Raw genomic sequence first — 24674 nt, 5'->3', positions numbered from 1 at the left:
ACCAGCACGGAGAAGGAGTCCGGATGAAGGTGAATGTGGATCGAGCCCGGTGCCAGGGCCACGCGCAGTGCGAGGACGCGGCCGGCCTGGTGTTCGAGGTCGGTGACGACGCTCTGGTCCGGCTGCGCATGGAGAACCCGCCCGAGGAACTGCGGCCGGCTGTGGAGGACGCCGTGCGCTGGTGCCCGGTGGAGGCCATCCGTATCGAGAACGACTGAGTGGCTCCCATGCGACTGAGCGATCACCTGGCCGTTCCGTACGTGGCGGTCGTCTACTCGGTGGAGCGCCCGGACGGTTCGTGGTGGCGGCGGGCGGAGTATCCGGAACTGCCCGGCTGCGCCGCGGAGGCCCCGTCGGCCGAGGACGCGATGGAGCTGCTGGAAGACGAGCGCGTTCGTCTCATCGTCGCGGCGCATGCCCGCGGCGAGGAGGTGCCCGTGCCACGTCCCCCGCTGCGCGTCGTCAGCGGCCTCAGCGGAAGGCCGTTGCGGGAGATCGTGCGGGAAGCGGAAAGGACCGCTGCGCCGCCTGAGTGACTTGGGCCCGTGACAGGCGTCCCCGATGGTCTCCATCGGGGACGCCTTCATTCGTGCTAGGACGAATACTGGTAGTGCTGCTCCGAGGCCTTCCTGCTCTCGGCGGTGGCGTCCACCCAGGACACCTCCGCCGGAAGGATCATGCTCGCCGAGCGGACCCGCTGCTGGAGCGGATCGAGGCCGGACACAGTGGCATCCTGCCCGGCCTCGGCCAGCGCCCGGGCCTCGGCGAGCAGCCGCCTGCGCGCGGCGATCACGGCGGCGTCGGAGCTGCCGAGGTGCTCCTTGGCGCGGTCGACGATCCGGCCCATGCTCTCCTGCATGGCCACGTCCTGCATGGCGATGCCGTGAATGCCGGAGAACGACACGGTCCTCTGCAGCGTCCGGTCGATCAGGTAGTCGTTACCGGCGTTGCGGGTCGGCACGTACGTTCCCGGGGTCGCCTCCGCGTGGATGCTCCCGCCGCTCCGGTAGTGGTCGGTCTGCTCCTTGGTCAGCGGCTTGTCGGGGTTGTAGCTGATGCTCCAGGCCCAGCAGTTCTCGTCGTCGATCGGCACCCAGGCGTGTGCGCTGATCGGCCCGTCGCCATCCCGGGGAACGATGTTGTACCACGGCATCAGCCACTGCGTGATGCGCCAGTAGTGCCGGCCGTCGCCGGTGTTGCGGCGGGCGCCGATGAGCATCCCGTACTCGGTCGGCTCGACGAAGAACTTCGGTGCGCCGTCGTCGGCCAGGCGGTCGCGGGTGCTGTTCTTGGCGCCCGTCCAGTCGGGGTTCCACAGTCTGGCGTCGGAGTGCAGGAACGACACGTGGCTGGAGTCGATGCCGCCGTCGATCGCCTGGACGAAGTTGCTGTACTGCAGCCGCTTGGACACGAAACGCCGGCTCTGCGGGACGACCGCCCATTCCAGGTCGGGCAGCGGGGGAATGGACCCGCCCGGCCCGAGGTAGAGCCAGACGACGTCGCCGCGCTCGGCCACCGGGTAGGACTTGATCCGTATGTGCTCCTTGAACCGGCTCTGAGCGGGCTCGTTCGGCATGTCGATGCAGCGGCCCTCGATGTCGTACTTCCAGCCGTGGTAGACGCAGCGCAGACCGCAGTTCCCGTCCCTGGACTCACGGCTCTCGTTGCGGCCGAAGTACAGCGAGGCCTGGCGGTGGGCGCAGTGCTCCTCCAGCGCGCCTAGCCGTCCGTCCGCGTCCCGCCACACAACCAGGCTCTCTCCCATGATGGTCAGGCGCACCGGGGCGCACTGCGGCTCCGCCACCTCCTCGGTCAGCAGGGCCGGCACCCAGAACCGGCGCAGGAGCTCTCCCATGGGAGTTCCCGGCCCCGTCCTCGTCAGCAGTTCGTTGTCCGCCGCGCTGAGCATGGTGTTCCTCCTTCAGGCGTCCGGGAGCCAGTCTCGGATCGCGGTTAGCGGCTGATCTTGGCCAGGGCCGGGATCACCGTGGCGGGGTTGGTGTGGAAGATCTTGATCTTGTCCTCCCTGGAGAGGAACTCGAAGCCGTCGATGACCGGCACCAGGTCGTCGCTGGGCCTTCCGGTCTCGGGGCGGATCGCGTTGCCGGAGCCGGGCGCCTCCGTGCCGAACAGCAGCTGTGCCACCCCCCGTTGCTTGATCGCCGCCTCCAGGAAGTGCACGTCGTAGGCGCAGGTGTCGTAGAACAGGTTGTTGCTGAGGTCCTTCTGCGCGATGTGCCGGGTGTCGGTGGCGATGAAGCGGTCCAGGGCGCCGCCGCAGTGGCAGAGGATCACCTTGAGGCCGGGGAACCGTTCGAAGACGTCGCCGTGCGCGAGGAACTGGCCGGCCAGGTACTGCTCGGTGACGAAGCCCAGCTGGTAGTTGTGCGGCACCACCCGGAACCTCGGGTCCAGCGAGTTGGTGCCGTGCACGATCAGCGGTATGCCCAGCTCCTGGGCCCGCTCGTACAGCGGGTACCAGTACGGCTCGTGCATGCCGGGAGTGGTCCGCCTGCCCGCGGGGTCGGGGCTGACGTAGGCGGCGACGAAGCCGTACTCGTCGACACAGCGGTTCAGCTCGTCCAGGCAGTGCGTGGTGTCCCCGGCCGCGCTGTTCTGCGGGAGCTGGGCGGCGCCGAGGAACCGCTCGGGGAAGAACCCGCACTGCTGGTGGATCATGTCATTGACGTAGGAAGCCCAGGCGGGGAGCAGGTGCTCCTCCATCCAGCCCAGGTTCATGAACGGCCGCGGGCCGATCACCTGCACGTCGATGTTCCGCTCGTCCAGGACCTCGATGTGCTTGCGCGCCGCGGCGCGGAACTCCTCCTCGGTCACCTGGGCGGGGCCCGCCGCCGACTGCCCGATCGGGCTGCCGATCGCGGTGTTGGTCGCCATCATCCGCAGGACGAGGACATTCGCCGAAGGCGGCACGGACACATGGCCGTGGACGTCCAGCACGGGAAAGTTGTCATACATGGGGTTCGATCTCCTTCTGGTGACGTCATGCCCAGTGGACAAACGCCATTCCGGTACCTGTCCCGGCCGGCGAACGGTAGCCCGGCACATAGTCGACGACGGAGGCGCGCAGTCCCTCCAAGGCGCCGGCCGCGGCGACCCAGTTGAGGATCTCCGAGGTTCCGGATCGCATGAGCCTGCGCGGCAGCGTGGTGAGCGGCTCCGGCTCGCCGGAGACCAGGGCGTCCAGCACCCGCCGGTCCAGAACCTCGTCGACGACGAAGTGGCTGAGCCCGCCGGACGCGACGACTCCCACCCTGAGGTCCTCGGGCCACGACCGCACCGCCCGCGCGATGACCTGGCCCAGCCGGTAGCAGCGTTCTGCGGACGGGACGTTCGGCGGGATATACGTGTTGAGGAAGACGGGGATGATGGGGGTGGTGGGCGGCACCGCGAGCCGGTAGCGCGGGAAGGTGAACGCGTGCCCGAGCGTGGTGTCGCGACCCTGTTTCGTGAAGGTGAGGACGTCGAAGTCGGCGTCCGTCAACACTTCGACGATGTGCCGGGTCAGTGCCGCGCTCGTCGCGTGCGCCGTCGGCCGCTCGCCGTGCCGCGCCCAGTACGCCGCCTGGATGCCCTTGGCGATCTTCTTGCGATGCTCGGCGTCCGGCGCCACGTCGATGAGTTCGTCCCCGAGGAAGAAGCCGAAGACGGGGATCCCCTCGTCGCGGAAGATCTCCCGCTGGTCGTCCCCGACGACGAGCAGCACGTCCACCCGTGCCTTCGTCAGCCGCCGGGCCAGTTCCTCCACCGCCGCCTGGACACGGTCGTGTTTGGCCTGCCATACCTCGGGGGTCAGTTCGTCCAGCACTGACGGGTCGGCACCGGCGAGTAACTGCTGGTACGTGTGGAACTCGCCGTCCTTTCCGAGCAGCGCCGGATTCCCCCGATCACGCTCGGCGTGGTCCTCCCACCATTCGACCCCGGAGCTGAGCTGCGGTGAATGCGAGGAGGCCAGACCTATGACGATGTCTGCCATGTCCCATGCCTCGCCTTCTCAATAGGATGAGACGCTGTGCGCGCCGCGCTGCCGGCGGCCTCCCAATCGGCCACGATGCGCCTTCTGTACCTGGGCACTTGAGCGGGCCAGTTCACGCACAACGCGCCGACCAGCCGGCCGTCGCGGTGGTACGTCGTGACGAACCTGCCGTCCTCGACGGCGCCCAGTTCGACCGCGACCCGCGTCCCGTCGGCGCCGCTACCGCCGAAGCCGATGTACTGCAGCTTCCGGTCATGCTGATCGGACCAGAAGTAGGGCACGGTGGCATACGACTCGACGGGCTCGGCACCCGCCAGCCGGGCGGCCAGGTTCCGGGCCGCCACCTGCGCCTGCCCGACCGCGTTCGTCCAGTGCTCCACGCGCAGGCCGGTGCCGGTCATCGGGTGCGTCCACCGCGCGACGTCGCCGGCCGCGACGACCGTGTCGGTGCCGAGGGCGAAGCCCCTCGCGTCGCACATCACGCCGTCGGCGAGTTCGAGCCCGGAGGCCTCCAGCCACCGCGTTTCCGGTGCCGCGCCGGTCGCGACCACGACCACGTCGGCCTCGACCAGTTCGTCCCCGTCCAGCTGGACGCCTTCGACGAAGCCGGGTCCGACGAGCGCGGCGACCGAGCGTCCGAGGGCGAGCCGCACGCCGCGTTCGCGGTGGAACGCGGCGAGGACCTCGCCCATCTCCGGCCCCACCGCGCGCAGCATCGGCCAGTTGAGGGTGTCGATGAGGGTGACGTCCAGGCCCAGGTCACGGCACGTGCCGGCCACCTCGCACCCGATGAATCCGGCGCCGACGATCGCGACCCGGGCGGCGCCGCGCAGCGCGTCCCTGAGGCGCAGGCAGTCGTCGAGGCTGCGCAGCGTGTGCACGCCCCGCTCGGGTGTCCAGCGCGTCCACGGGTTGCGGGCGGTGGCGCCGGTGGCCACGAACAGGCCGTCGAACGGCAACTCGTCCCCGTCCAGCAGAACCGCCTTTCGTGCCAGGTCCAGACCGACGGCGGACCGGCCGAGGACGAGTTCGGCGTCCAGGCCGTCATCGACCCTCAGCAGGCCGGCCTCGGGCTGCCAGCACTCGGCGAGGATCTGCTTGGAAAGGGGCGGGCGGTCGTAAGGAGGGAAGTGGGCCTCGGCCCCGACCAGCGTGATACGGCCGGTGAAGCCGGAACGGCGCAGAGTCTCCGCGCCGCGGACTCCCGCCAGCGAGGCGCCGACGACGACGACGCGCTGGTACTGCTCTCTCGTCATCGAGGCTCCCGTCTCTTGGCTTCCTATAGCCTATAGTGCATCCCGAAAGGGGACAAGAGGGGTTCCGAAGGAGCGGGCGCAGTCGGCCGTGACAGCGGTCAGCCCCCGGAGACCGCACATTCTCCGGGGGCTGCGACGGACTTCCGGGCCGATGCCCTCAGCCGGGGACGGTAGAGCGGATCAGGTCGAGCGACGCGGCGAGATGGTCGCGCATGAGGTCGGCAGCCCGCTCCGGATCGCCGTCCACGACCGCCGCGGCGATGGCGTGGTGCTCGTCCTGCGCCATCTCGACGGCCGCGACGTCCTTGGAGATGACCATCCGGTAGCGGTCGCTCAGATCCCACAGCGAATCCAGGATCTCGATCAGCACGGTGTTCCCGCTCGCCGCGTAGATGGCGCGGTGCAGGCGGCGGTTGAACGACACGTGGCTCAAGGCGTCGGTGCCGGCCGGACGGTCCTGCGACAGAGCGAGGATCCCCGCCCGCTCGCCGTCGTCGGCGTGCGCGGCCGCCATGGACGCGGCGAGCGGATCAAGGGCGAGCCGTACGGCGTACACCTGCTCGACCGAGTCCACGGACAGGGGAGCGACCACCGTGTCCCGATGGGCGCGGCTCACGACCAGCCGCTCGGACTGGAGCCTGCGCAGTGCCTCGCGGACGGGCGTCGTGGACAGCCCCAGCCACTCCGCGAGCGCCTCCTGGTCGAGCGACGTCTCCGGCGCGAGCTCACCCTCCAGGATCTTCTGCCGAATCTGCTGGTAGGCCAGGTCGCTCTTGGTCTCCGGGCGAATGGGCGTCGCGGAGGCTGCGGAGAAACGGCTGCGAGAGATCTCGCTCATCGGCCGGGACCGACGGTGGCGACTGGGTGTTCGGTGCGGACGTTCACTGTGGGCGCTCCACCTAACGGACGAGAAGGCACCGGGACGACGGGGCCGCACCCGGCACGCGGTCAGCGAGCAGAATATGCTCCAGACGGGAGATCATAGAGCGCCAGCGTCGTCGCCCCCGCCTCGAGCGCCGAGATGATCTCGACCTCGTGCCGCTGGCGCGCGACCGAGCGGTCGACGACGTCGTCGAGGCGTTCGAACGGCAGGACCACCACACCGTCGCCGTCCCCCACGACGAGGTCGCCCGGCCGAACGACGACATCACCCAGCGGCAGCGGCTCGTTGATGCTTCCTTCGCCGTCGGCGAGCTTGCTGGTGCCGCGGATGCAGAACCCCCGTCCGAAAACGGGTACTCCGATCCGGGTCAGCTGCTCGCTGTCCCGTACGCACCCGTCGATCACCAGGCCGGACAGCCCGCGGACCCGGGCGGCGTTGGACAGCACCTCGCCCCAGTACCCGGCCTCGTAGTCGTTTCCCGTCGAGGCCACCAGCACGTCACCGGGGCCCGCGGCGTACACCGCGCGGTGCAGCCACAGGTTGTCGGAAGGCGGGCCGGCCACGGTGACGGCCCGCCCGGCCAGTGCCAGCCCCGGTGTCAGGCGGCGAATGCCGGACGGCAGAGCGCCCACTCCTCCGGCGGCCTCGTGAAGCGTCGCCGTTCCCAGGGAGGCGGCCTGACGAATGCGCTCCGCCACCCGCTCGTCGGGTCCGCCCGATCCCGTCGTGCGGTTCGTCATCGCGTGCCCCTCACCACAGAAGACGCCTCATCGGCAGGACTGTTGCCGATCATCGATTCGTAGCCATGGCCGAGAACCGCGCCCACCGGCGCACCGGCCTTCAGGCGCGCGGACATCTCCTGTTCCCGAGCCGCGAGCAGTTCGGCTTCGGCGAGCACGTCGAGGACACGCGACTGCGGTAGAACCACCACGCCGCTGCCGTCCGCCACCACGAGATCGCCCTCACCGACCGGGATCCCCGCGATATGCACCGGTTCGCCGGTCGACTCCTCGTACACCCGGCGGCGGGCCGTGCGGGCGACCGCGCACCGCGCGAACACGGGAAAGCCCAGTGCGCGCGCCTCGTCCACGTCGCGGCAGGCTCCGTCCAGCACGACGCCCGCGACGCCGTTGCGGCTCGCGGCGAGCGACAAAAGGCCGCCCCAACCGCCCATCTCGGTCCGGCCGCCGTTGTCCACCACGATGACACTGCCGGGCCGCGCCCGGTCGATGGCCCGTGCTCCGAGGTGCGTGCGGCGAAGGCCGTCATCCGGGGCGCCCGGCGCGAGCTTGACCGTCACCGCCGGCCCGGCCAGGCGGGCGCCCTCCCACAGGGGCACCGGGCCGACGGCGACCCCCGTCAGCCCGAGAGCGTCGAGTGCGTCGGAGAGTGTGCAGGTGTCCAGCTGTGACAGGCGGGCAGTGACATCGGCACCAATGATCCGCTGTTCCATAGTGTGTACTTTATAGAACCCGATCCGTATAGTCTATAGGATCGGGTTCCGGATCGGCGGTTCCAGGCCGGCCGGCACCGGTCAGCGTTCCAAGCGGGCGGGGCGGATCAGGAGATCGCTCAGCGCGACATGAGCGGGGCGGCTCACGGCGTAGCCGATGGCGTCGGCGACATCCTCGGGTCGCAGGGGCGGGGTGGCGTCCTGGTCCGTCGTCCGGTGGCTGTTCCAGACCTCGGGCGGGAACAGTTCGGTTTCCACCCTCGCCGGTTCCACCACCGACACCCGCACGTTGCTGCTCGCGACCTCCTTGCGCAGGCACTCGCTGTACGCGTTGACCGCGTGCTTGGTCGCGGTGTAGACCGACGATCCCTTGCGGTAGTTGCGCCCCGACAGCGAACTGATGTTGACCAGGTCCGCCACTTTGCGCTCCGCGGTCTCCGCAGCCCGCAGAAGGTGCGGCAGCGCGGCGTGCGCGCAGTACAGCGAGCCGAGCAGGTTGACGCGCACGACGAACTCCAGATCCTCGACCGTGGCGTCCGCGATCGACTTCGGCCGGGCGACGCCGGCGTTGTTGATCAGGATGTCGAGGCGTCCCCAGGTCTGCACGGTCCGCTCGACGGCGGCGTGCACCTGCTCGGGATCCGTGACGTCGGCCTCGATCACCACGGCCGTGCCCCCCGCCTGCTCGATCCGCTCGGCCAAGGCCTTGAGCCGATCGGTGCGCCGTGCCAGGACCGCGACCGCGGCGCCTCGCATGGCGAGTTCGCGCGCCGTCGCCTCTCCGATCCCGCTGGATGCGCCGGTGACCAGCGCGACGGTTCCTTGCAGGCTTGTGCCCACGGGTGTTCACCTCGGTTTCGAATGGAATGGCCGGTCGCCGGGAACGGTGCGCCCGCTGGTCGATCGCCCGTCACAGGAAGTTGTTGGGCCAGATCATGGTCCGCCACATGTGGGCCACCGGGGAGCCGTCGAATCCGAGGCCTTCCGCCGGCTGCCGGAAATTCCGGCCGACGATGTCCTCGAATTCCTCGAACTCGACTTCCGTGTTGGGGTCGAAAGAGTAGAAATCGTTGATCGTGAGCAGCCTGGACGTCATGTACCAGCGGTGCTTGCGGGCGTTCTCGTACTCCTGCTGGATGTATTCGGGCACGCGGTAGTCCGGTCCGAAGACCCTGACGTAATTCTCGGGATAGGTGTAGCCGACCGACTCGTCGGCGAAGAAGCGCAGCGCCTCGTGCTTCTCGATCGCCCAGGCCACTTCCTCGTCGACGTACGGCCGGACCAGCTGTGCGCCCCAGTAGCCGTGGTCGGCACGAATGAGGCCCCCGACCGCGATGTCGTGCACCAGGGCCGCCATGATCACTTTCTCGTCCATGCCGTTCAACCGGGCGAGGCGCGCGCTCTGCAGCATGTGCCGCACGTCCTTCCGGTGGATGCGCAGCCGGAAGAAGTCCGCGAGCGTCGGCCGCTCGGGCATCTTCGGGAGGTCGGGGTTGTCGCCCATCATGGCGACCGTGCCGGGGCGGCGGAGTTCGTCGGACAAGGTGTCGCGGTGCGCGGCGGCCGGTGTGCCCATGAGGCCGATGGTCGGCGGCATCATCAGCCGCCGCCGCTGGTCGACGGCGTCGGTGAGGGGTTCCCTGAGCCAGTTGATCAGGCCGGACTCCCGCAACGACGCTGGCAGCTCGTTCAGGGGGACCCGCTGAGACGGATACTGCGTCGGGTCGGATTCGGTCATGTCGTGCCATCCCGTCGACGTCCGGATTGCCGCGCCACCGGCTAGCGGCGGCTCCTCCTCGCGGGCGCGACGGCCTGAAAGCATCGTCGCGGCCCGTGGCTGGACTGTAACCTACCTGGTAGCTTTCGTCAATCAGGTGTCCGCGCGTGACGGGCCCTGACGGCGACCGCGAGTGCGAGAGCGACCAGGGGCGGTAGGAGCGCTGCGGAACGCGCATACGTGACGATCGCCGCACTGCAGGCCGCGCCCGCCACGAGCGCCACGAGGCCTATCGCGGCGGATGGGTCGGCCTGCCGCCACCTGCCTGTCGCGAGCGCCATGACCAGGTTGGTGAGCGCTCCGGTCATGTACGTCGTCGAAGGAGCGCCCTCAAGACCACGGGCGGCCGCGCTCTGCATGCCGAGCGCTCCGGCCATCGCCGTCAGCAGCGAGTCGCGCACGGCGGTCGGCGGATCGGCGTGGTAGCCGAGCCAAACCGCGTTGACGGCGACGAGGACGCAGCATTCGGCGACGAAGATCGTGGTCGCCCGCCGGGATCCCGCCGCGGTGGGCGGTGCGGAGCGCCCCGGAAAGCGTGTCAGCATGCTTCCGATCGCCACGCCGGCCATGTAGCCGATCACCGCGATGGCGGCGTGCAGGGCGGGGCTGAGCGACCTGGTGCCGACGGCGCGCCCGACGAAGATCAGATTTCCGGTGATGACGCTGGTGAACGCGCCACCCAGCGCCATGAGCGCCACGACGTCGCCACACCCGCTGGCGAACGTGAGCAAACCGACGACGAGGCGCAGGTGGCCAGGCCGCGTTCCGCTCCCCGCCGCCGCGCGCGGAGGGAGCGTCGTATCCCTTGGCTCCGCGGGATTGTCGGGTCCAGGCAGTGCGGCCTTGGTCGTTGTCATCGATTCTCTCCAGGCGTTCCTCGCCGGTGGATGGTTGACTTGGCCGCCAGGCTACTAGGTAGGTTTGCTTGACGTCTTCCGCGTTCCGGAAGATCTGCTCGATTGATCTGATGCCTCGACCAGAGCATCCAGCTGAGGGGCCTAATGGCCCAGATTTGTCCAGACTCTCGCCGAGCAGGCTGGATGATCGGCCTTTACCTCGTACGCTGCAGTTCTGCTGCGCAGCGGCTCGGTGACAGACCAGAAGGTGGCAAGCGACCATGACGATGACCGGTGGCCAGGCCCTGGCCGCGCAGTTGGCGCGCGAGGGTGTGCGGACGGCGTTCGGTGTTCCCGGAATCCAGCTCGATCACGCGATGGACGGACTTGCCCAGCGGCGCGACGAGATTCGTCTCATCGCGCCTCGGCACGAACAGGGCGCGGGATATTTCGCGGACGGTTTCGCGCGGGCCACCGGTGAGCCCGGCGTGTGCATGGTGGTGCCGGGGCCTGGGCTGCTCAATGCCGGGGCGGCGTTGTCCACCGCCTACGCGTGCTCGAGCCGGATGGTGCTGATCGCCGGGCAGATCCCGTCGCACGCGATCGGCCGGGGGTTCGGCATGCTGCACGAGATCCCGGGACAGAGCGAACTGGTGGCCTCACTCACCAAGTGGTCGGCGATGGCCCGCACGCCGCAGGAGATCCCGGCCCTGCTGCGCCGGGCGTTCCACGAGGCGCGATCGGGGCGCCCGCGTCCGGTCGGCCTGGAGATTCCGCCGGATGTGCTGGCCGCTCGCGCGGACGTCACGCTGGTCGAGCCCGAGCCGGCCGCCTTCGCGCTGCCGGACCCGGACGATGTCGAGCAGGTCGCACAGGTGCTGGCGGCCGCCCGGAATCCGGTGATCATCGCCGGTGGCGGTGTGGTGGCCGGTGCGGGGGGCCCGGCGCTGGCCCGGCTGGCCGAGACCCTGGACGCGCCGGTGGTGACCACCCGCAACGGCCGGGGTGCGATCAGCGACCGGCATCCCCTGGCGCTGACGGCGCTGGGCGGGCGCCAGGTGCTGCCGGCGGCCGACGTGGTGCTGGCGGTGGGGACCCGGTTCATGACCTTGACCGGCAAGCCCCTGATGACCGACTCGGGCGCCACGGTCATCCTGGTCAACGCCGACCCGGCCGACCTCGGCGGCCCGCGCAAACCGGACATCGCCGTTCTGGCCGACGCGCGCCTGGCACTCGAGGCGCTGGCCGATGCGCTGCCCGCCCGGACCCGGCCCTCGCGGCGGGCGAGTACGGTCGCGCGGGTGCGGGCGGGGTGCGCCGAACAGCTCGCGGCGATCGTCCCGCAGCGGACGTGGCTGAACGCGATTCGCGAGGCGCTGCCCGATGACGGAGTGTTCGTGGAGGAGCTCACCCAGATCGGGTATGCCGCGCGGCTCGCGTATCCGGTGTACGAGCCGCGGACCTGGATCACGCCCGGCTATCAGGGCACCCTGGGCTACGGGTTCCCCACCGCGCTGGGGGTGAAGGTCGGCAGGCCGGAGGTTCCGGTGGTGTCGATCACCGGCGACGGCGGGTTCGGCTGGAGCCTGCAGGAGCTGTCCACCGCCCGCAAGTACGGGATCGGGTTGATCACGATCGTGTTCAACGACGGGTACTTCGGCAATGTGCGGCGGATTCAGCAGGACGAGTTCGGGCGCACCATCGGCACCCGCCTGGTCAATCCCGACTTTCTCGCTCTGGCGGCGAGTTTCGGGATCCGCGGCATCAGGGTCACCACGCCGGAACAGCTGTCCGGGGTGATCCGGGAGGCCGGCGCCGACGCCGAACCGCTCCTGATCGAGGTTCCGGTGGGCGAATTCCCGTCACCGTGGGATCTGCTTGCCGAACCCAGCTACGGCGCGCAATAGGCCGCCATACCGACACATTCGACCGCGGGGCGCCCCGGGATTCGGCGACCCGCCCCGACGGCTCACCACGAGAGTAGGGAGTTTCGATGACGGCTCTCGAGCGCCGCTTTCCACGGCCCAAGGACTTCGCACCCTTGATGAAACCGGGGCCGTGGGAGCGTGATTCGACGAAACGGCGGCTGGCCAAGGCCCGCGATGTGTGGGATCTGCGGCGGATCGCCAGGCGCCGCACTCCGGCCGGGCCGTTCCACTACGCCGACGGTGGCTCGGACGGCGAGGTGAGTCTGCGCCGGGCGCGGGAGGCGTTCGCGGATCTGGACTTCCGGCCCGGGGTGCTGCGGGACGTGGCACGCAGCGATATGACGACCACGGTGCTCGGGCAGCCTTCGGCGCTGCCGTTCGGGTTCGCACCGACCGGGTTCACCCGCATGATGCATTCGGCGGGCGAGCGGGCGGTGGTCGCGGTGGCCGAGCGGGCCGGGATCCCGTTCTGCCTGTCGACCGTGGGCACGGCCTCGATCGGGCAGATCGCCTCGATCGCGCCGAAGGCGCGCAAGTGGTTTCAGCTGTACCTGTGGAAGGACCGCGAGCTGTCGCTCGAGTTGGTGCGCGACGCCAAGGCCGCCGGGTATGAAGCCCTGCTGGTCACCGTCGATGTGCCGGTGAGCGGCAACCGGCTGCGCGATCAGCGCAACGGCATGACGATCCCGCCCCGGCTGACCGCGAAGACGTTCCTCGACGCGTCGTACCGCTGGCGCTGGTGGTTCGATTTCCTGTCGACCGAGCCGTACAGCTTCGCCTTCGACACCACCGGCCGGGGGTCGCTGGGTGATCTCATGCGCCGATTGGCCGATCCGAGTGTGACGTTCGCGGACCTGGCCTGGCTGCGCGAGGCGTGGGACGGCCCGGTGCTGGTCAAGGGGATCACCAGCGTCGAGGATGCGCTCGCCGCGCTGGAGCACGGCGCGGACGGGGTGGTGGTGTCCTCGCACGGCGGGCGGCAGTTGGACCGGGGACCGGTGGCGTTGCACGTGCTGCCGGATATCGTCGCGGCCGTGGGTGATCGGGGGACCGTGGTGCTGGACACCGGCATCATGAACGGCGGGGACATCGTCGCGGCGATCGCGCTTGGCGCGGATTTCACCCTCGTCGGCCGCGCGTTCTTGTACGGCCTCATGGCCGGGGGCGAGGCCGGGGTGGCGCGCTGCGTGGAGATCCTCTCAGCCGAGATCGAGCGCACGATGAAATTCCTGGGTGTGGCCGCCCTGGACGAACTCCATCCTGGCCATGTGCGGTTGATGAGCAGGCGGGCGCCGATCGGCGTTGCCGGGCAACCGATTCCGTGATTTCGGTGTCGATGCGGGTGCCGGCCACGGCCCGGTGTCGAAGGGCCGTGGCGCGGCGAGTTACCGCAGCCCGATCCAGACGCTCTTGACCTCGGTGTACTCGTCGATGGCCTCCGCGCCCATCTCCCGGCCCCAGCCGCTGGCCTTCATCCCGCCCCACGGGACCGCGGGATCCATGCTGCCGACGATGTTGACTCGCACGCAGCCGGCGTCGATGCGGTCGGCGAGCCGGTGCGCGAGGGCCAGGTCGCGGGTCCACACGGAGGCCGCCAGGCCGTAGTCGGAGTCGTTGACCCGCGCGGCGACCTCGTCCAGGTCGTCGAAGGGCATGACGGTGAGCACCGGGCCGAAGATCTCCTCGCGGGCGATGCGCATGTCGTCGCGGGCGTCGGCGACGATGGTCGGCGGGTAGAAACTGCCGGTGGCCAGTTCGCCGTCGGCGCGCCGGCCGCCGGCGAGAACCGTTGCGCCCTCGGAGATTCCGCCGCGCACGTATCCGTCGACGCGGGCGAGGTGCTCCTCGCCGACCAGCGGGCCCATCTGGGTGCGCTCGTCGAGTCCGGGCCCCAGGCGCACGGCCGCGGCCGCGGCGGCCAGCCGCTGGGTGAATTCGTCGTAGCGCGGGCGCGCGACGTAGAAGCGGGAGGAGGCGGCGCAGACCTGTCCGGCGTTCTGGATGCCGCTGCGCAGGTTGGCGGGCACCGCGATGTCCAGGTCGGCGTCGGCGGCGACGACGCTGGCGGCCTTGCCGCCGAGTTCGAGGGAAAGGCGCGCGAGGTTCCCGCCGGCGGCGCGCACGATGTCGCGCCCTACCTCGGTCGAGCCGGTGAACGACAGCTTGTCCACGCCGTTGTGGCGCACCAGGGCGCGGCCGGTGTCCGGGCCGCCGGTCACCACGTTGACCACGCCCGGGGGGAATCCGGCCTCGGCGAACAGGCGGGCCAGCCGCAGCGCGGTCAGCGGTGTCTGCTCGGCGGGCTTGAGCACGACGGTGTTGCCGCAGGCCAGGGCCGGAGCGAGTTTCCAGACCGCGATGAGCAGCGGGAAGTTCCAGGGGGTGATCAGTCCGCAGACGCCGACCGGGACGCGGCGGGTGTAGTTCAGCGCGTCGGGCACCGAGTGCGCCGGCACCCGTCCGTCGATCTTGGTCGACCAGCCCGCGTAGTAGCGGAAGTGCTCGGCCGCTCCGGCGACCGAGACCGCGCGGGCGATCGGCAGGGGCTGGCCCTGGTCCCGGGTCTCCAGTTCGGCGAAGGCGCTCGCGTCGCGCTCGAGCAGATCGGCGATGCGCCACAGCAGGCGGGCGCGGGCGGCGGGGGTGATGCCCGCCCAGCGCGGGTCGTGCAGCGCGTCGCGGGCCGCGGCGACGGCGGCGTCGACGTCGTCGGGGCCCGCGTCGGCGACGGTCGCGAGCGGCTGGCCGGTGGCCGGATCCACCGTGGTCAGCGTCGCGCCCGAGGCGGCGTCGCGCCATTTGTCGCCGATGAGCAACTGTCCCTTGTCCATGCGTGCCTCCGTGGCTGCGTCTGTGGCCATTCGCCATCCCGCGCCCTCTCGGCATGCGTGTGGCCGGGATCCACCGTCACCCGAGTCCCGCCGGTTTGTCTACGCTGGCAGCTGTACACGACACAAGCGGCAGTGGAGAGCGGTCATGACGAGACAATCCGACAGCGAGACCCCGGATTCGGACCCCAGGCATCCAGCGGCGCTCGACGAGCTCGACCTGCGGATTCTGGCGGTGCTGCGGGACCATGGGCGGATTTCGGTGCCGCAGCTGGCCGACGCGGTGCACGTCTCGCGTGCCACGGCATACGTGCGTTTGCGCCGGTTGCACGAGCTGGATGTGGTGCGGGGATTCGCGGCGGTGGTGAATCCGATGCGGGCGGGCACGCCGGTGGGCGCGCTGGTGCTGGTGAAGTCGGCGCAGCCGGGGCATCGGCGGTGGACGCGGTGGAAGGAACAGCTCGAGGCGATCGACGCGGTCGAGTACGCGGCGATGGTGGCGGGGGACACCGATGTGCTCGTGCTGCTTCGCGTCAAGGATCACGAGGAGTTGCGGCGGGTGCTGCTCGAGCAGATTCAGGACATCGACTTCGTCGGCAGCACGCAGACACTGATGATCCTGGACGAGTTGGTCAACCGCCCGTACGTCGTGCCCTCGTGAGCGCCGCGAGCCGGCCCGCGGCAGCATTCCATTCAATTAATCAAACCTTGTATCATTAGCCGCCGGAGGCTTATCGTACGTTGGCGTGCTCGCGGCGCGCGTTCCCCGATTGCCGCACGAGAGGCAGCGATGACGATCATTGATATCCACACTCATATGCTCAGCCGGGGCTTTCTGGACGCGTTGGTGACCGGCAGCGCCGGGCAGTACCGGGTCGGGCGGGTTCCCGCGGGCGATGAGGCGATCTTCACCGGGGACACCGCGTTCGTGACCCTGACGCCCGGCATGTTCGATTACGGCCTGCGCGTCTCGGCCATGGACGCTGCCGGGGTCGATCTGGCCGTCGTGTCGCTCACCTGTCCGAACGTGTTCTGGGGCGACGCGCAGGCGAGTGCGGCGGCCGCGCGGTTGATCAACGACGACATGGCCGCCGCGCAGTCGGAGTACCCGGACCGGATCCGGTTCCTGGCGACGATTCCCTGGCAGTATCCCGACCTCGCGATGGCCGAGCTGGCGCGGGCGTGCGAGCGGGGCGCGGTGGGCGTGATGGTGCTGGCCAATATCGACGGGGTCTCGCTGACCGATCCGGCGTTCGCGCCGGTATGGGCGGAGATCGATCGCCGGGCGCTGCCGGTGCTGGTGCATCCCACCTCGCCCGCCGGGGTGGAGCAGATGGATATCAGCCGGTACCACCTGGTGTGGAGTGTGGGATTCACTTTCGACACCACCCTCGCGCTGTCCCGGATGATCATGGACGGATTCTTCGACCGCTACCGGAATCTGACGATCGTCGGCGGGCACGCGGGCGGATATCTGCCGTTCGTGCTGAGCCGGCTGGACGCGGGGTATCGGTCGTTCGAGTCGTGCCGGGCCGCGATCGACCGGCTGCCCAGCAGCTACGCCGAGCAGATCTACGTCGATTCGATCGTCTATTCGCCCGAGGCGCTGCGCACGACCCTCGACGTCATGGGTTCGGACCATGTGCTGTACGGATCGGACTACCCGCACAAGAACGGGCGGATGGAGGAGATCATCGAGATCGTCGGCACCGCACCGGAATCGGCGCGCTCCGCGATCCTCGGCGGCACCGCGGAGAAGATCTTCCGCCTCTGATCATCGGGCGGGCTGATCAGTCGGGCGGGGTCTGCGCGGGGCGGAGGCTGGCGAAGAGTTCGTCGGCGGTGGGAGACGCGGCGGGGAGCGGGCGGCCCGGGGCGGGGCGCAGGCCGTCTACGAAGAAGCGCACGTGGCGGGCGGCGATCGCGGCGGCCTGGTCGGCGGGGATGTGGGGCATCGGGCGGCAGGCCATCGCGCCGCCGGCGATGACGTCGACGGCGGTGGCGTCGTCGCGGATCGTGCCCTGGGCACGGCCGATGCTCAGAATCTGCTCGATGCGCGCCGCGTTCCGATACTGCAGTTCGACGGCCTCGGCGTCGTCGGTGGTGGGGCCGCCGATCAGCGGGAGGACGAGCGTGTCGCGCTCGGCGATCACGTCCATCAGAAGCTGCTCGATGGCGGCCAGGCCGTCGGTCGGCGCCGTCTCGAGTGCGCGTCGGGCGGCTTCGAGGACCACGTGGTGGCCGTCCACGATCACCTGTCTGACCAGGGCATCGCGGTCGGGGAAGCGCCGGTAGAGCGTCGCGATGTTCACACCGGCGCGGCGGGCGATCTCGTCCAGCGGCGCGGCGGTGCCCAACTCCCGGAAGGCCGCGCGGGCGGCGGCCAGGATCTGCGCGCGGTTGCGCGCGGCGTCGGCCCGCAGCCGTGGTGCCTCTGCCTGGTGCGGCGTGGCGGTGCTCACAGGCCTTCCTTCCCTGGCTGCGTCGGCCGGCGGACAAGGCTGAGCCTACGGCAGGCCCGGGCCGCCGAGAAGCTAAGTGAAGGATTTTCTGCGCTTAGTGTTAGGGTGGGCGGCGACCGGCTCCACACGCCAGCGTCCGGAGGGCCTTAGCCATGCAGCAGGAGACAGCGCTCGATTCCTCGACGCCGCCAGACCTGGAGAGCGGCCAGCCGGCCGCGGGGCTGAGTTGGGCACCGGGCCATCAGCATCCGGCGCATCCGTCGCACGCCCGAACCCCCGGCCTGGACGACACCGAGCGGCACATCACAGCCCCCGTACTCGCGGCGTCCGCCGGGATCCGGAAGGCGATGCTCATTCCGGTGATCAGCGCGCTGGCGATCGGCACGATATTCGTCGCCGTCTACCTGGCCGCGTTCCACGCGCCCAGCGCGCGCCACGAGCCGCTGGGGATCGCGGCGCCGGATACGGTGGCGGCGAAGACGGAGCTGTCCCTGAACAACATGGCCCCCTCGGCCTTCACCTTCTACCGCTACGCCGACGAAGCCGCTGCCCGTCAGGCCATCGCGCACGACGAGGTCCCGGCCGTCCTGCTGGACGACAGTTCCGGCATGCGCCTGCTGGTCGCCGGCGCGCAGGGGCCGTCCACGGTCTCCGCGCTGACCGGAGCGGTCACCGGCGCGGTGGGCCATCAGGTCCCTGTCGAGGACGTGCTGCCGCTGGCCTCGGGTGACGCGCGCGGCCTGTCGGTGTTCTATGCCGCGTTCGGCGTCGTGCTCGCCGGTTTCCTGTTCGCGATGGCGTCCTATCAGATGGCCCCGCGCCTGCCGCTGACCGCGCGGATGATCTCGATGGCAGTCTTCGCGATCATGTCAGGAGTGCTGATCGCACTGATCGCGCACACGGGATTCGGCGCGATTCCGGCTTCGTTCGGCATGGTCGCCCTCCTGGTCGGACTACTCGCGTGGGCGGCGGCCGCGGGAACCGGCGTGCTGCTCCGGATCTTCGGACCGCTCGGCGTATCCGTCGCCTCGATCGTGATGCTCATCCTCGGCAACGCGACCTCCGGCGGCATCCTCCCCGCGACCTTCCTGCCCGGCTGGCTCTCCCCGCTGGCGCAGATCCTGCCCCCGGCCGCCGCGGTGCGCGGCCTGCGCGGCGCCGCGTACTTCCATGACGCGGACCTGGCCAACGCGTTGCTCACGCTGGCGACCTGGGTGGTCGGCTGCCTTGCGCTGCAGTACGTCCTCGACCGCGTCTCGGGCCGTCGCCAGGCCAGGGTGCCCGCGCCGGTTCTGTAGGCCGTGGTCAGGCCGTGGTCTCTGCGGCCTGCTCAGCGCCGACCCGACCTGACCCCGACCGCGGCGCTCGTGGGCCGCGGCCGGGATCGGGCCGCATGCGGGTCAATCGAGCCATAGGTCGCTGATCGCCTCGAGGTCGAGGGGTTCGCGGCCGGGGAGGGTGACGGTGCGGCACTGCGCATACGCGGCCAGCGCCTCGTCCTTGTCGGCGGTCTCGATGTCGGCGGGATCCGGCGACGACGGCGCCGGCGCGGGTTCGCCGTCGTCGGCCAGGACGACGCCGAGGGGGACGCGTCCGTCCGTGCTGAAGGTCTTCATGGTGTTCTGAGGGCTCCGCTCTCGGCTTATGCGCTGGCTGCGATGGCTGATTCCGGGCGTGCGAGACCGCGGCGGAGGGTTTCGTGATGAGGACCGCGGCCTGACGGCCGGTCAGGTGCGGCTAACGCAGGTACTCAGCCATAAGGGCGGGCCCGTGCTGTCCGCGGCGAGGGCGGAGTGGCGGGAGTAGTACGCGATCGCGGCGGAGAGGGCCGCGTCGTCGTCGATCGTGGCCTCGGCGCTACGGCTCGCGGCGGAAGTGCCGCCTCCGCTGCCAGAAGCCGTCTCGATGTACGGGTTCTGGGTGGGCCCGGCCTGGTCGACGCAGCCGCGGGTCGAAGGAGCCGACGGCGTGGAGAGGAGCTGCACGACGGCGGCGCGGCCGGCCTCGGCGTGCGCGTCTCTGTCGGGCGCGTGGAAGCAGCACTCGAGGACCGCGGGGACGGCCGCGACGAGGAGAATCAGGGCGAGGAGAAGGCCGGTGGTGCGCCGACGCATGTTCCCCCACCCCCAGCCTCGTCCGCTCACGCGATGATGCGAACCCTGTCCCACTATACGCCGAGTACCCGGTTCGCCCGATCCTCACGGCCGACGACGGGCGCGCCGTCGTCGGCCGTGAGGAGCAGTCGCTGCGGGCGATCACCGCCTAGGACGACGCTCGCCTAGAACGACCCTCGCCTAGTCACGACCACGCGACGGACCGGTAGAAATCGATCGTCGCCTGGTTGAAGATCGTGGAGTACGACCAGTTCGGGGAGTCGCCGCCCTGCTCGTAGCCGCCGATGACGCCGACCACGTCGCCGCCGCGGGTGATCCACGGGCCGCCGCTGGTGCCGTCCTGGTAGTTGTCGCAGTTGAAGCGGGACCAGGGCTCGCCGGCGTCGGTCTCCTCGAAGGCGGTGGCGCGGCAGATGATCGGCTCGTTGCCGCTGACGTCGTAGACGAGGTCGTTGTAGCCGACGACGGCGACCTGCTCGGGCAGCCGGGTCGTGGCCAGTCGCAGGCCGCCGGTCACCCGCTCGATGCTCAGGCCGTGCTGCGGGACGATCTCGAGCAACGCGTAGTCGTCCACGGGATCGCCGTCGGCCTTGTAGCCGGCCGGGACGTCGATCTGCGCGACGGTCCAAGCGCCGCCGAGGTGGCTGTTCAGGCCGTTGTCGTAGCCCGGCGCGAAGGTGATCGAACTGTGCGTGTACGTGCCCGTCGACGCGTCCCAGACGCAGTGCGCGGCGGTGAGCACGAGGTCGCCGGCGGGGCTGTCGATCACGGTGGCCGTGCAGAAGTGGCTGGCCGAGGAGCCGGTGTAGTCGGCCGAACCGAACAGGGCGCCGACCTGGGGGAGGCCGGGGAAGTGGACCGTCGGGCCGGAGTTCGCCGAGGACGCGGCGGCCTGGGCGACGGCGACCGGTCCGGCGACGGCGAGGGCGGTGCAGGCGGCGAGGATCTTCAGGGGGTGTCGTGCGCGCAGGAAAGCCTTGATATCCGTGGGTATGCGCATGGGCACGGTATGCGTACCTCCATGGGGGCGGCGGACGGCAGCAGTCCAGACGTAGTCTTACCGCGAAGAGCCCCTCGTTCAAGGGTTCGAGGTTCACTTCCGCGGCGCGCGGAAAATCAGAAATTCTCGCCCAATCCTCAGCTTGATGTCAGAGGCGCGGGGAATCCTGATCCTGGACAAGAAAATTGCGGTCGGCGAGGTGAACGCATGAGCGAGTTCGAGAACGAGCTTCGCGAGCAGGTGGCGGAGGCGTACCGGGCCCTGCAGGAAGCCCAGGCGGAGGATGAGCCGGGCGCGATCAAGGCGTACAGCCAGCGGATGGGCTACCTCGTGGAGATCGCCGAGGAACACGGGGTGGATCTCGCCGAACTCGAACTCAGTGCGCACGCACGGTAGCTCGGCGGCTCATTTCCGCGACAATTCTGAGCCGAATCTGAAGTAATTCTTATTCAGGTTCAGCGCGGTGTGGCGTGCATCTCCCAGACGAGGATCTCGGCCCCGGCCGGGCCGGCGGTCACCCGCTGCCCCTCGGCGTCCGTGATCCGCGCCGCGTCGCCCGCGCGCAGCTCCCCGGATCCCTCAAGGACCACCGAGCCGATCGGCACGTACAGGTGCGCGAACGGCGCGGTGGGCAGGGCCACGCTCGCGCCCGGGGCCAGCCGCGCCGCGTGCAGCGTCGCGTCCTTCTGGTTGATCCGGATCGCCGACTGGTCCAGCTGCCCGGCGCGGCCGGAGGCCACCGTGACGAGGCCGCCGCTCAGCAGTTCGTCGGCGATCTCCAGCTGCTCGTAGCCGGGATCGATCCGGGCCTCGTCCGGCGTCACCCACATCTGCACGAAGCGCACCGGCTCGTCGTGCTCGGGGCCGCCGGTCAGCCGCCACGCGTCGTTCTTCTCCGAGTGCATGATCCCGCGGCCCGCGCTCATCCGCTGCGCGAGCCCGGGGTAGATCACGCCGCTGTGTCCCTCAGAGTCCTGATGTACGAGCCGGCCGCGCAGCACCCAGGTGACGATCTCCATGTCCCGGTGCGGATGCGTCTCGAAGCCGGCGCCCGGGGTGACGATGTCGTCGTTGTTCACCAGCAGCAGGCCGAAGTGCGTGTTGGACACCTCGTAATGGCGCCCGAACGAGAACGAGTGGTGGGAGTCCAGCCAATCCGTCCTCGTCGTGAACCGGTCCTCGGCGCGCTGCACGGTGGTCGTCATGACTCCAGCCTAACCACGGCCTACGAGCCGGCCTCCTGTTCCATCGCCGCCAGCTCCTCCGGCGAGCCGTACGAGACGGGCCCGGTGTACCGGCCGCGCGCGGTGGCGAACCACCAGACCGCCGCGCCGACCAGCACCACCGCGAGGGCGAGCGGGGCGTAGTTGAAGGTGTGCGCGGTGAGCGGGGACACCTGCGGCAGCAGGAACATGATCGACATGAACGCGACCCAGGCCACGGCCAGCCAGCCGACCGGTGCCGACCAGCGGCCGAGGTGCCAGGGGCCGCGCTGGAAGTTATCGCCCTGCCGCAGCCGCAGGTAGACGGGAATGATGTAGGCGAGATACAGGCCGATGGTCGCGATCGAGGTCACCGCGCCGTACGCGGTCGAGTTCCACCATGAGGGCATGGCCAGCACGAAGGCGCCCACGACGGCGAGCCACACCGCGTTCGTCGGCGTCTTGGTGCGCGGATTGACCTTGTACCAGAGGCGGGAGCCGGGCAGCGCGCGGTCGCGGGAGAACGCGAACAGCATCCGGGAGTTCGCGGTGACGCTCGACATGCCGCAGAACAGTTGCGCCACGATCGCGATGAGCAGCAGCAGCTTGCCGCCGGTCAGGCCGATCGCGTCCACGAAGATCTGCGCCGGGGGCACCGATGCGCTCGCCTCCGTCGAGTAGTTCTGGATCGCGAACGTGATCCCGACCAGCAGCACGAAGCCGGCGATCCAGGACACGTAGATCGCGCGCACGATGCCCCGAGGCGCGGCGATCGATGCCGACGCGGTCTCCTCGGTCATGTGCGCGGACGCGTCGTAACCGGTGAACGTGTAACCGGCCATCAGCAGACCGATCGCCGCGACGTAGAGACCGGACCCGGCGAAGCCGAAGCCGCTGTGGTTGACGAACGTGGTGAACACGAAGCGCGCGGACTGGTGGTGTGCGGGCTTGAAGGTGAGCACGCCGACGATGACCAGCACGCCGATCAGGTGCCACCAGACCGATACCCGGTTGAGCAGGGCGACCAGGCGTACGCCGAAGGTGTTGAGCAAGCCGTGCACGACGAGTACGACCGCGTAGATGCCGAGTACGGAGTGCTGCGTCGGCACGAAGTTCCACTGCAGCGCCGCGTACGCGCCGATGAAGGTGGCCGCGCCGTAGTCGATGCCTGCGGTGACCGCCATTTGGCCCAGCGCGTTGAGCCAACCGGTGTACCAAGAGGCCAGCGGACCGTGCCGTTTCGCCAGTTTGGCACTGTAGAAGTAGAGCGCGCCGGAGGTTGGGAAGGCCGAGCAGACCTCGCCCATCGCGAGCCCGACGAGCATTGTCATCCCGCCGACCGCCACCCAGCCCCAGGTGATCACGGCCGGGCCGCCGTTGGCCATGCCGAAGTAATAGAGCGTCAGGCAGCCCGACAGGATGCTGATGATCGTGAAGCTCACGCCGAAGTTGTCGAAGGCGCTCATCCGCCGGGCCAGCTTGCGCGGATAGCCGAGCCGGTGCAGTTCGGCGTCGTCGTCGGAGACGGCGGGATTGGAGAGAGTGGGAGTGGAGGTGGCCGAGTCGGAGGCGGTTGGGCCGAAGGCAGCCGGGTCGGATTGGTGGGACGGGTCCTGGATCTGTGACATGCGGTGCCCTTCTTCGGGTTATGCGATGATCACAGTGCGTCCCAGTATTTTGACGGTGATACTCATTCGGGTCAATCAGTTGGTTCGATTCTCATAAGTCGGGGCAAACCCGGGATCGTGGTGGACACCAAGATCGAAGCCTCGCTCCGACCGGCCCGGAACAGGCGGCGCTCCCGCGTCGCCCGCCTGCTCACGACGCTGAGCACCCTTGTGCTGCTGATCGCGCTCTCCGCCGCCGGCGTGCTCTGGGCGCGCGGCGCGTACTGGGCGCCGGTCCGGCTCGACCAGCGGATCGCCGGGACGTTCACCGTGGCCGGCACCGCTCCGGTGCTGCCGTGGCCCGCGCAGGGGCAGGCGTACGTCGACGTCGAGGGCGTCGGCGAGCTTGGATCCTCCGGGCCGGCGAACAGTCCGACGCCGATCGCGAGCGTCACCAAGACCATGACGGCCTTTCAGGTGCTGCGCGACCACCCGCTGCTGGGCGCGAGGGACGACGGCCCGACGATCCAGGTCACCAAGCCGCTGTTCGACGCCTCACGCAGCATCGACGGCGACGAGTCCGGCATCCTGATCCAGGTCGGCGAGCAGTTGACGCTGCGTCAGGCGCTCGAGGGGATGCTGCTGCCGTCCGCCGGGAACATGGCCAGGCTGCTCGCCGCCTGGGACGCGGGCTCGGTCCATTCGTTCGTCGCCCGGATGAACGCGCGGGCCCGCGCGCTGGGCATGGACCACACCACGTACGCGGACCCCGCCGGGATCGACGCCAACAGTAAGAGCACCGCCGTCGACCAGGTGAAACTCGGCGAGCGGGTGCTGCAGAACGCGACGCTCGCCGGGATCGTGAGCCTGCGGTCGGCGCGCGTGCCCGCGGCAGGCGTCGTCACCAACACGAACCACCTGCTCGGCCTCGACGGCGACGTCGGCATCAAGACCGGCTCGACCACAGCGGCCGGCGGCTGCCTGCTGTTCGCCGTGCACACGACGGTCGACGCGCTCCCGGTGACGCTGGTCGGCGCCGTGCTCGGTCAGCCCGGCCTGCCCTGGACCATCCTGAAGAACGCCGAGACCGCCTCGAAGTCCCTCATCGAGGCGGCCGAAGGCGCCCTCGTCGTCACGACGGTCGCCCACTCCGGCTCGACAGTCGCCGTCCTCCGCCAGCGCGGCCACGCCGACGTCGCACTCACCTCCGCGACCGACATCGACGTAGTCGGCTGGCCGTCGCTCAAGTACAAGGTCTCCGTCTCGCCGGAGCACGTCCTGAGCGTGAACAGCACACTGACGCCGGGGACGGTGGCCGGGGCGCGGGGGGTGTG

At 69.9% G+C, this 24674-nt stretch carries 26 protein-coding genes; 9 read left to right on the top strand and 17 right to left on the bottom strand.

Annotated elements, in window-relative coordinates; all coding sequences use genetic code 11:
• Window positions 1-23 precede the first annotated feature (23 nt).
• Both VG296_RS15765 and VG296_RS15760 read left to right on the top strand, forming a co-directional pair.
• Window positions 24-218, top strand: coding sequence for a ferredoxin (locus VG296_RS15765; protein ID WP_325566474.1), 195 nt, complete (start codon window positions 24-26; stop codon window positions 216-218).
• Between the two features lie 9 nt (window positions 219-227).
• On the top strand, window positions 228-536 hold the full coding sequence (locus tag VG296_RS15760; RefSeq protein WP_325566473.1) for a hypothetical protein: 309 nt from the start codon (window positions 228-230) through the stop codon (window positions 534-536).
• Between the two features lie 56 nt (window positions 537-592).
• Here the strand turns inward: VG296_RS15760 and VG296_RS15755 are convergent, their stop codons facing one another.
• From VG296_RS15755 to VG296_RS15710, 10 genes are all read right to left on the bottom strand, one after another.
• Window positions 593-1909, bottom strand: a complete 1317-nt coding sequence (locus VG296_RS15755) for a Rieske 2Fe-2S domain-containing protein (RefSeq protein ID WP_325566472.1) — start codon at window positions 1907-1909, stop codon at window positions 593-595.
• 44 nt (window positions 1910-1953) lie between these two features.
• Window positions 1954-2976, bottom strand: coding sequence for an amidohydrolase family protein (locus VG296_RS15750; protein ID WP_325566471.1), 1023 nt, complete (start codon window positions 2974-2976; stop codon window positions 1954-1956).
• 25 nt (window positions 2977-3001) lie between these two features.
• Complete coding sequence (locus tag VG296_RS15745; RefSeq protein WP_325566470.1) at window positions 3002-3994, bottom strand: hypothetical protein; 993 nt, start codon at window positions 3992-3994, stop codon at window positions 3002-3004.
• Window positions 3976-5250: an FAD/NAD(P)-binding oxidoreductase gene (locus VG296_RS15740; RefSeq protein WP_325566469.1), complete on the bottom strand. Its 1275-nt coding sequence runs from the start codon at window positions 5248-5250 to the stop codon at window positions 3976-3978. Before VG296_RS15740 ends, VG296_RS15745 begins: the two co-directional genes overlap by 19 nt.
• A 157-nt stretch (window positions 5251-5407) precedes the next feature.
• Window positions 5408-6088: a GntR family transcriptional regulator gene (locus VG296_RS15735; protein ID WP_325566468.1), complete on the bottom strand. Its 681-nt coding sequence runs from the start codon at window positions 6086-6088 to the stop codon at window positions 5408-5410.
• Window positions 6089-6198: 110 nt separating this feature from the next.
• The gene (locus tag VG296_RS15730; protein ID WP_325566467.1) at window positions 6199-6873 is read right to left on the bottom strand and encodes an RraA family protein; all 675 of its coding nucleotides are present in this window, start codon (window positions 6871-6873) and stop codon (window positions 6199-6201) included.
• Complete coding sequence (locus VG296_RS15725) at window positions 6870-7586, bottom strand: RraA family protein (protein WP_325566466.1); 717 nt, start codon at window positions 7584-7586, stop codon at window positions 6870-6872. Before VG296_RS15725 ends, VG296_RS15730 begins: the two co-directional genes overlap by 4 nt.
• Before the next feature lie 81 nt (window positions 7587-7667).
• Window positions 7668-8426 carry an SDR family oxidoreductase gene (locus tag VG296_RS15720; protein ID WP_325566465.1) on the bottom strand — a complete coding sequence of 253 codons (759 nt, stop codon included), beginning with the start codon at window positions 8424-8426 and terminating at the stop codon, window positions 7668-7670.
• 70 nt (window positions 8427-8496) lie between these two features.
• Window positions 8497-9324, bottom strand: coding sequence for an HD domain-containing protein (locus tag VG296_RS15715; RefSeq protein ID WP_325566464.1), 828 nt, complete (start codon window positions 9322-9324; stop codon window positions 8497-8499).
• A gap of 128 nt (window positions 9325-9452) precedes the next feature.
• Complete coding sequence (locus VG296_RS15710; protein WP_325566463.1) at window positions 9453-10220, bottom strand: YoaK family protein; 768 nt, start codon at window positions 10218-10220, stop codon at window positions 9453-9455.
• A 260-nt stretch (window positions 10221-10480) separates the two neighbouring features.
• Between VG296_RS15710 and VG296_RS15705 the strand changes: the two genes are divergently transcribed.
• Window positions 10481-12106 (top strand): thiamine pyrophosphate-dependent enzyme, encoded by a 1626-nt coding sequence (locus VG296_RS15705; RefSeq protein ID WP_325566462.1) that lies wholly within the window; start codon window positions 10481-10483, stop codon window positions 12104-12106.
• An 86-nt stretch (window positions 12107-12192) separates the two neighbouring features.
• The gene (locus VG296_RS15700; RefSeq protein WP_325566461.1) at window positions 12193-13452 is read left to right on the top strand and encodes an alpha-hydroxy acid oxidase; all 1260 of its coding nucleotides are present in this window, start codon (window positions 12193-12195) and stop codon (window positions 13450-13452) included.
• 60 nt (window positions 13453-13512) lie between these two features.
• Here the strand turns inward: VG296_RS15700 and VG296_RS15695 are convergent, their stop codons facing one another.
• Window positions 13513-14958: an aldehyde dehydrogenase family protein gene (locus VG296_RS15695; protein ID WP_325566460.1), complete on the bottom strand. Its 1446-nt coding sequence runs from the start codon at window positions 14956-14958 to the stop codon at window positions 13513-13515.
• A 145-nt stretch (window positions 14959-15103) separates the two neighbouring features.
• Here VG296_RS15695 and VG296_RS15690 point away from each other — a divergent pair, with 145 nt between their 5' ends.
• Window positions 15104-15616 carry an Lrp/AsnC family transcriptional regulator gene (locus VG296_RS15690; protein WP_325566459.1) on the top strand — a complete coding sequence of 171 codons (513 nt, stop codon included), beginning with the start codon at window positions 15104-15106 and terminating at the stop codon, window positions 15614-15616.
• Between the two features lie 129 nt (window positions 15617-15745).
• Window positions 15746-16729 (top strand): amidohydrolase family protein, encoded by a 984-nt coding sequence (locus VG296_RS15685; protein WP_325566458.1) that lies wholly within the window; start codon window positions 15746-15748, stop codon window positions 16727-16729.
• Between the two features lie 16 nt (window positions 16730-16745).
• On the opposite strand, the gene VG296_RS15680 is transcribed toward VG296_RS15685, so the two are convergent.
• Window positions 16746-17417, bottom strand: a complete 672-nt coding sequence (locus VG296_RS15680) for a TetR/AcrR family transcriptional regulator (RefSeq protein WP_325566457.1) — start codon at window positions 17415-17417, stop codon at window positions 16746-16748.
• Between the two features lie 152 nt (window positions 17418-17569).
• Here VG296_RS15680 and VG296_RS15675 point away from each other — a divergent pair, with 152 nt between their 5' ends.
• Window positions 17570-18715, top strand: a complete 1146-nt coding sequence (locus VG296_RS15675; RefSeq protein ID WP_325566456.1) for an ABC transporter permease — start codon at window positions 17570-17572, stop codon at window positions 18713-18715.
• Window positions 18716-18817: 102 nt separating this feature from the next.
• Here VG296_RS15675 and VG296_RS15670 read toward each other — a convergent pair whose 3' ends face one another.
• The 3 genes from VG296_RS15670 to VG296_RS15660 all read right to left on the bottom strand — a co-directional run bounded on the left by VG296_RS15670 (window position 18818) and on the right by VG296_RS15660 (window position 20531).
• Window positions 18818-19033: a hypothetical protein gene (locus tag VG296_RS15670; RefSeq protein WP_325566455.1), complete on the bottom strand. Its 216-nt coding sequence runs from the start codon at window positions 19031-19033 to the stop codon at window positions 18818-18820.
• Window positions 19034-19144: 111 nt separating this feature from the next.
• Entirely contained in the window at window positions 19145-19531 is a 387-nt protein-coding gene (locus VG296_RS15665) for a hypothetical protein (protein WP_325566454.1), read from the bottom strand.
• A gap of 184 nt (window positions 19532-19715) precedes the next feature.
• Window positions 19716-20531 (bottom strand): trypsin-like serine peptidase, encoded by an 816-nt coding sequence (locus tag VG296_RS15660; protein ID WP_325566453.1) that lies wholly within the window; start codon window positions 20529-20531, stop codon window positions 19716-19718.
• Window positions 20532-20738: 207 nt separating this feature from the next.
• On the opposite strand from VG296_RS15660, the gene VG296_RS15655 reads away from it, so the two are divergent.
• Window positions 20739-20927 carry a hypothetical protein gene (locus tag VG296_RS15655; RefSeq protein ID WP_325566452.1) on the top strand — a complete coding sequence of 63 codons (189 nt, stop codon included), beginning with the start codon at window positions 20739-20741 and terminating at the stop codon, window positions 20925-20927.
• Between the two features lie 59 nt (window positions 20928-20986).
• Here the strand turns inward: VG296_RS15655 and VG296_RS15650 are convergent, their stop codons facing one another.
• Both VG296_RS15650 and VG296_RS15645 read right to left on the bottom strand, forming a co-directional pair.
• Window positions 20987-21736 (bottom strand): pirin family protein, encoded by a 750-nt coding sequence (locus VG296_RS15650; RefSeq protein ID WP_325566451.1) that lies wholly within the window; start codon window positions 21734-21736, stop codon window positions 20987-20989.
• 20 nt (window positions 21737-21756) lie between these two features.
• Window positions 21757-23199, bottom strand: a complete 1443-nt coding sequence (locus VG296_RS15645; protein ID WP_349259572.1) for an amino acid permease — start codon at window positions 23197-23199, stop codon at window positions 21757-21759.
• A gap of 279 nt (window positions 23200-23478) precedes the next feature.
• Between VG296_RS15645 and VG296_RS15640 the strand changes: the two genes are divergently transcribed.
• Window positions 23479-24674 (top strand): D-alanyl-D-alanine carboxypeptidase family protein (locus VG296_RS15640; RefSeq protein WP_325566449.1); only part of this gene is annotated, 1196 nt, incomplete at its 3' end.

This window comes from Actinospica sp., assembly GCF_035552695.1.
Classification (GTDB): Bacteria; Actinomycetota; Actinomycetes; order Streptomycetales; family Catenulisporaceae; genus Actinospica.
Note: the sequence above shows the minus strand (reverse complement) of the source record. Positions and strands in the feature narration are given on the sequence as shown.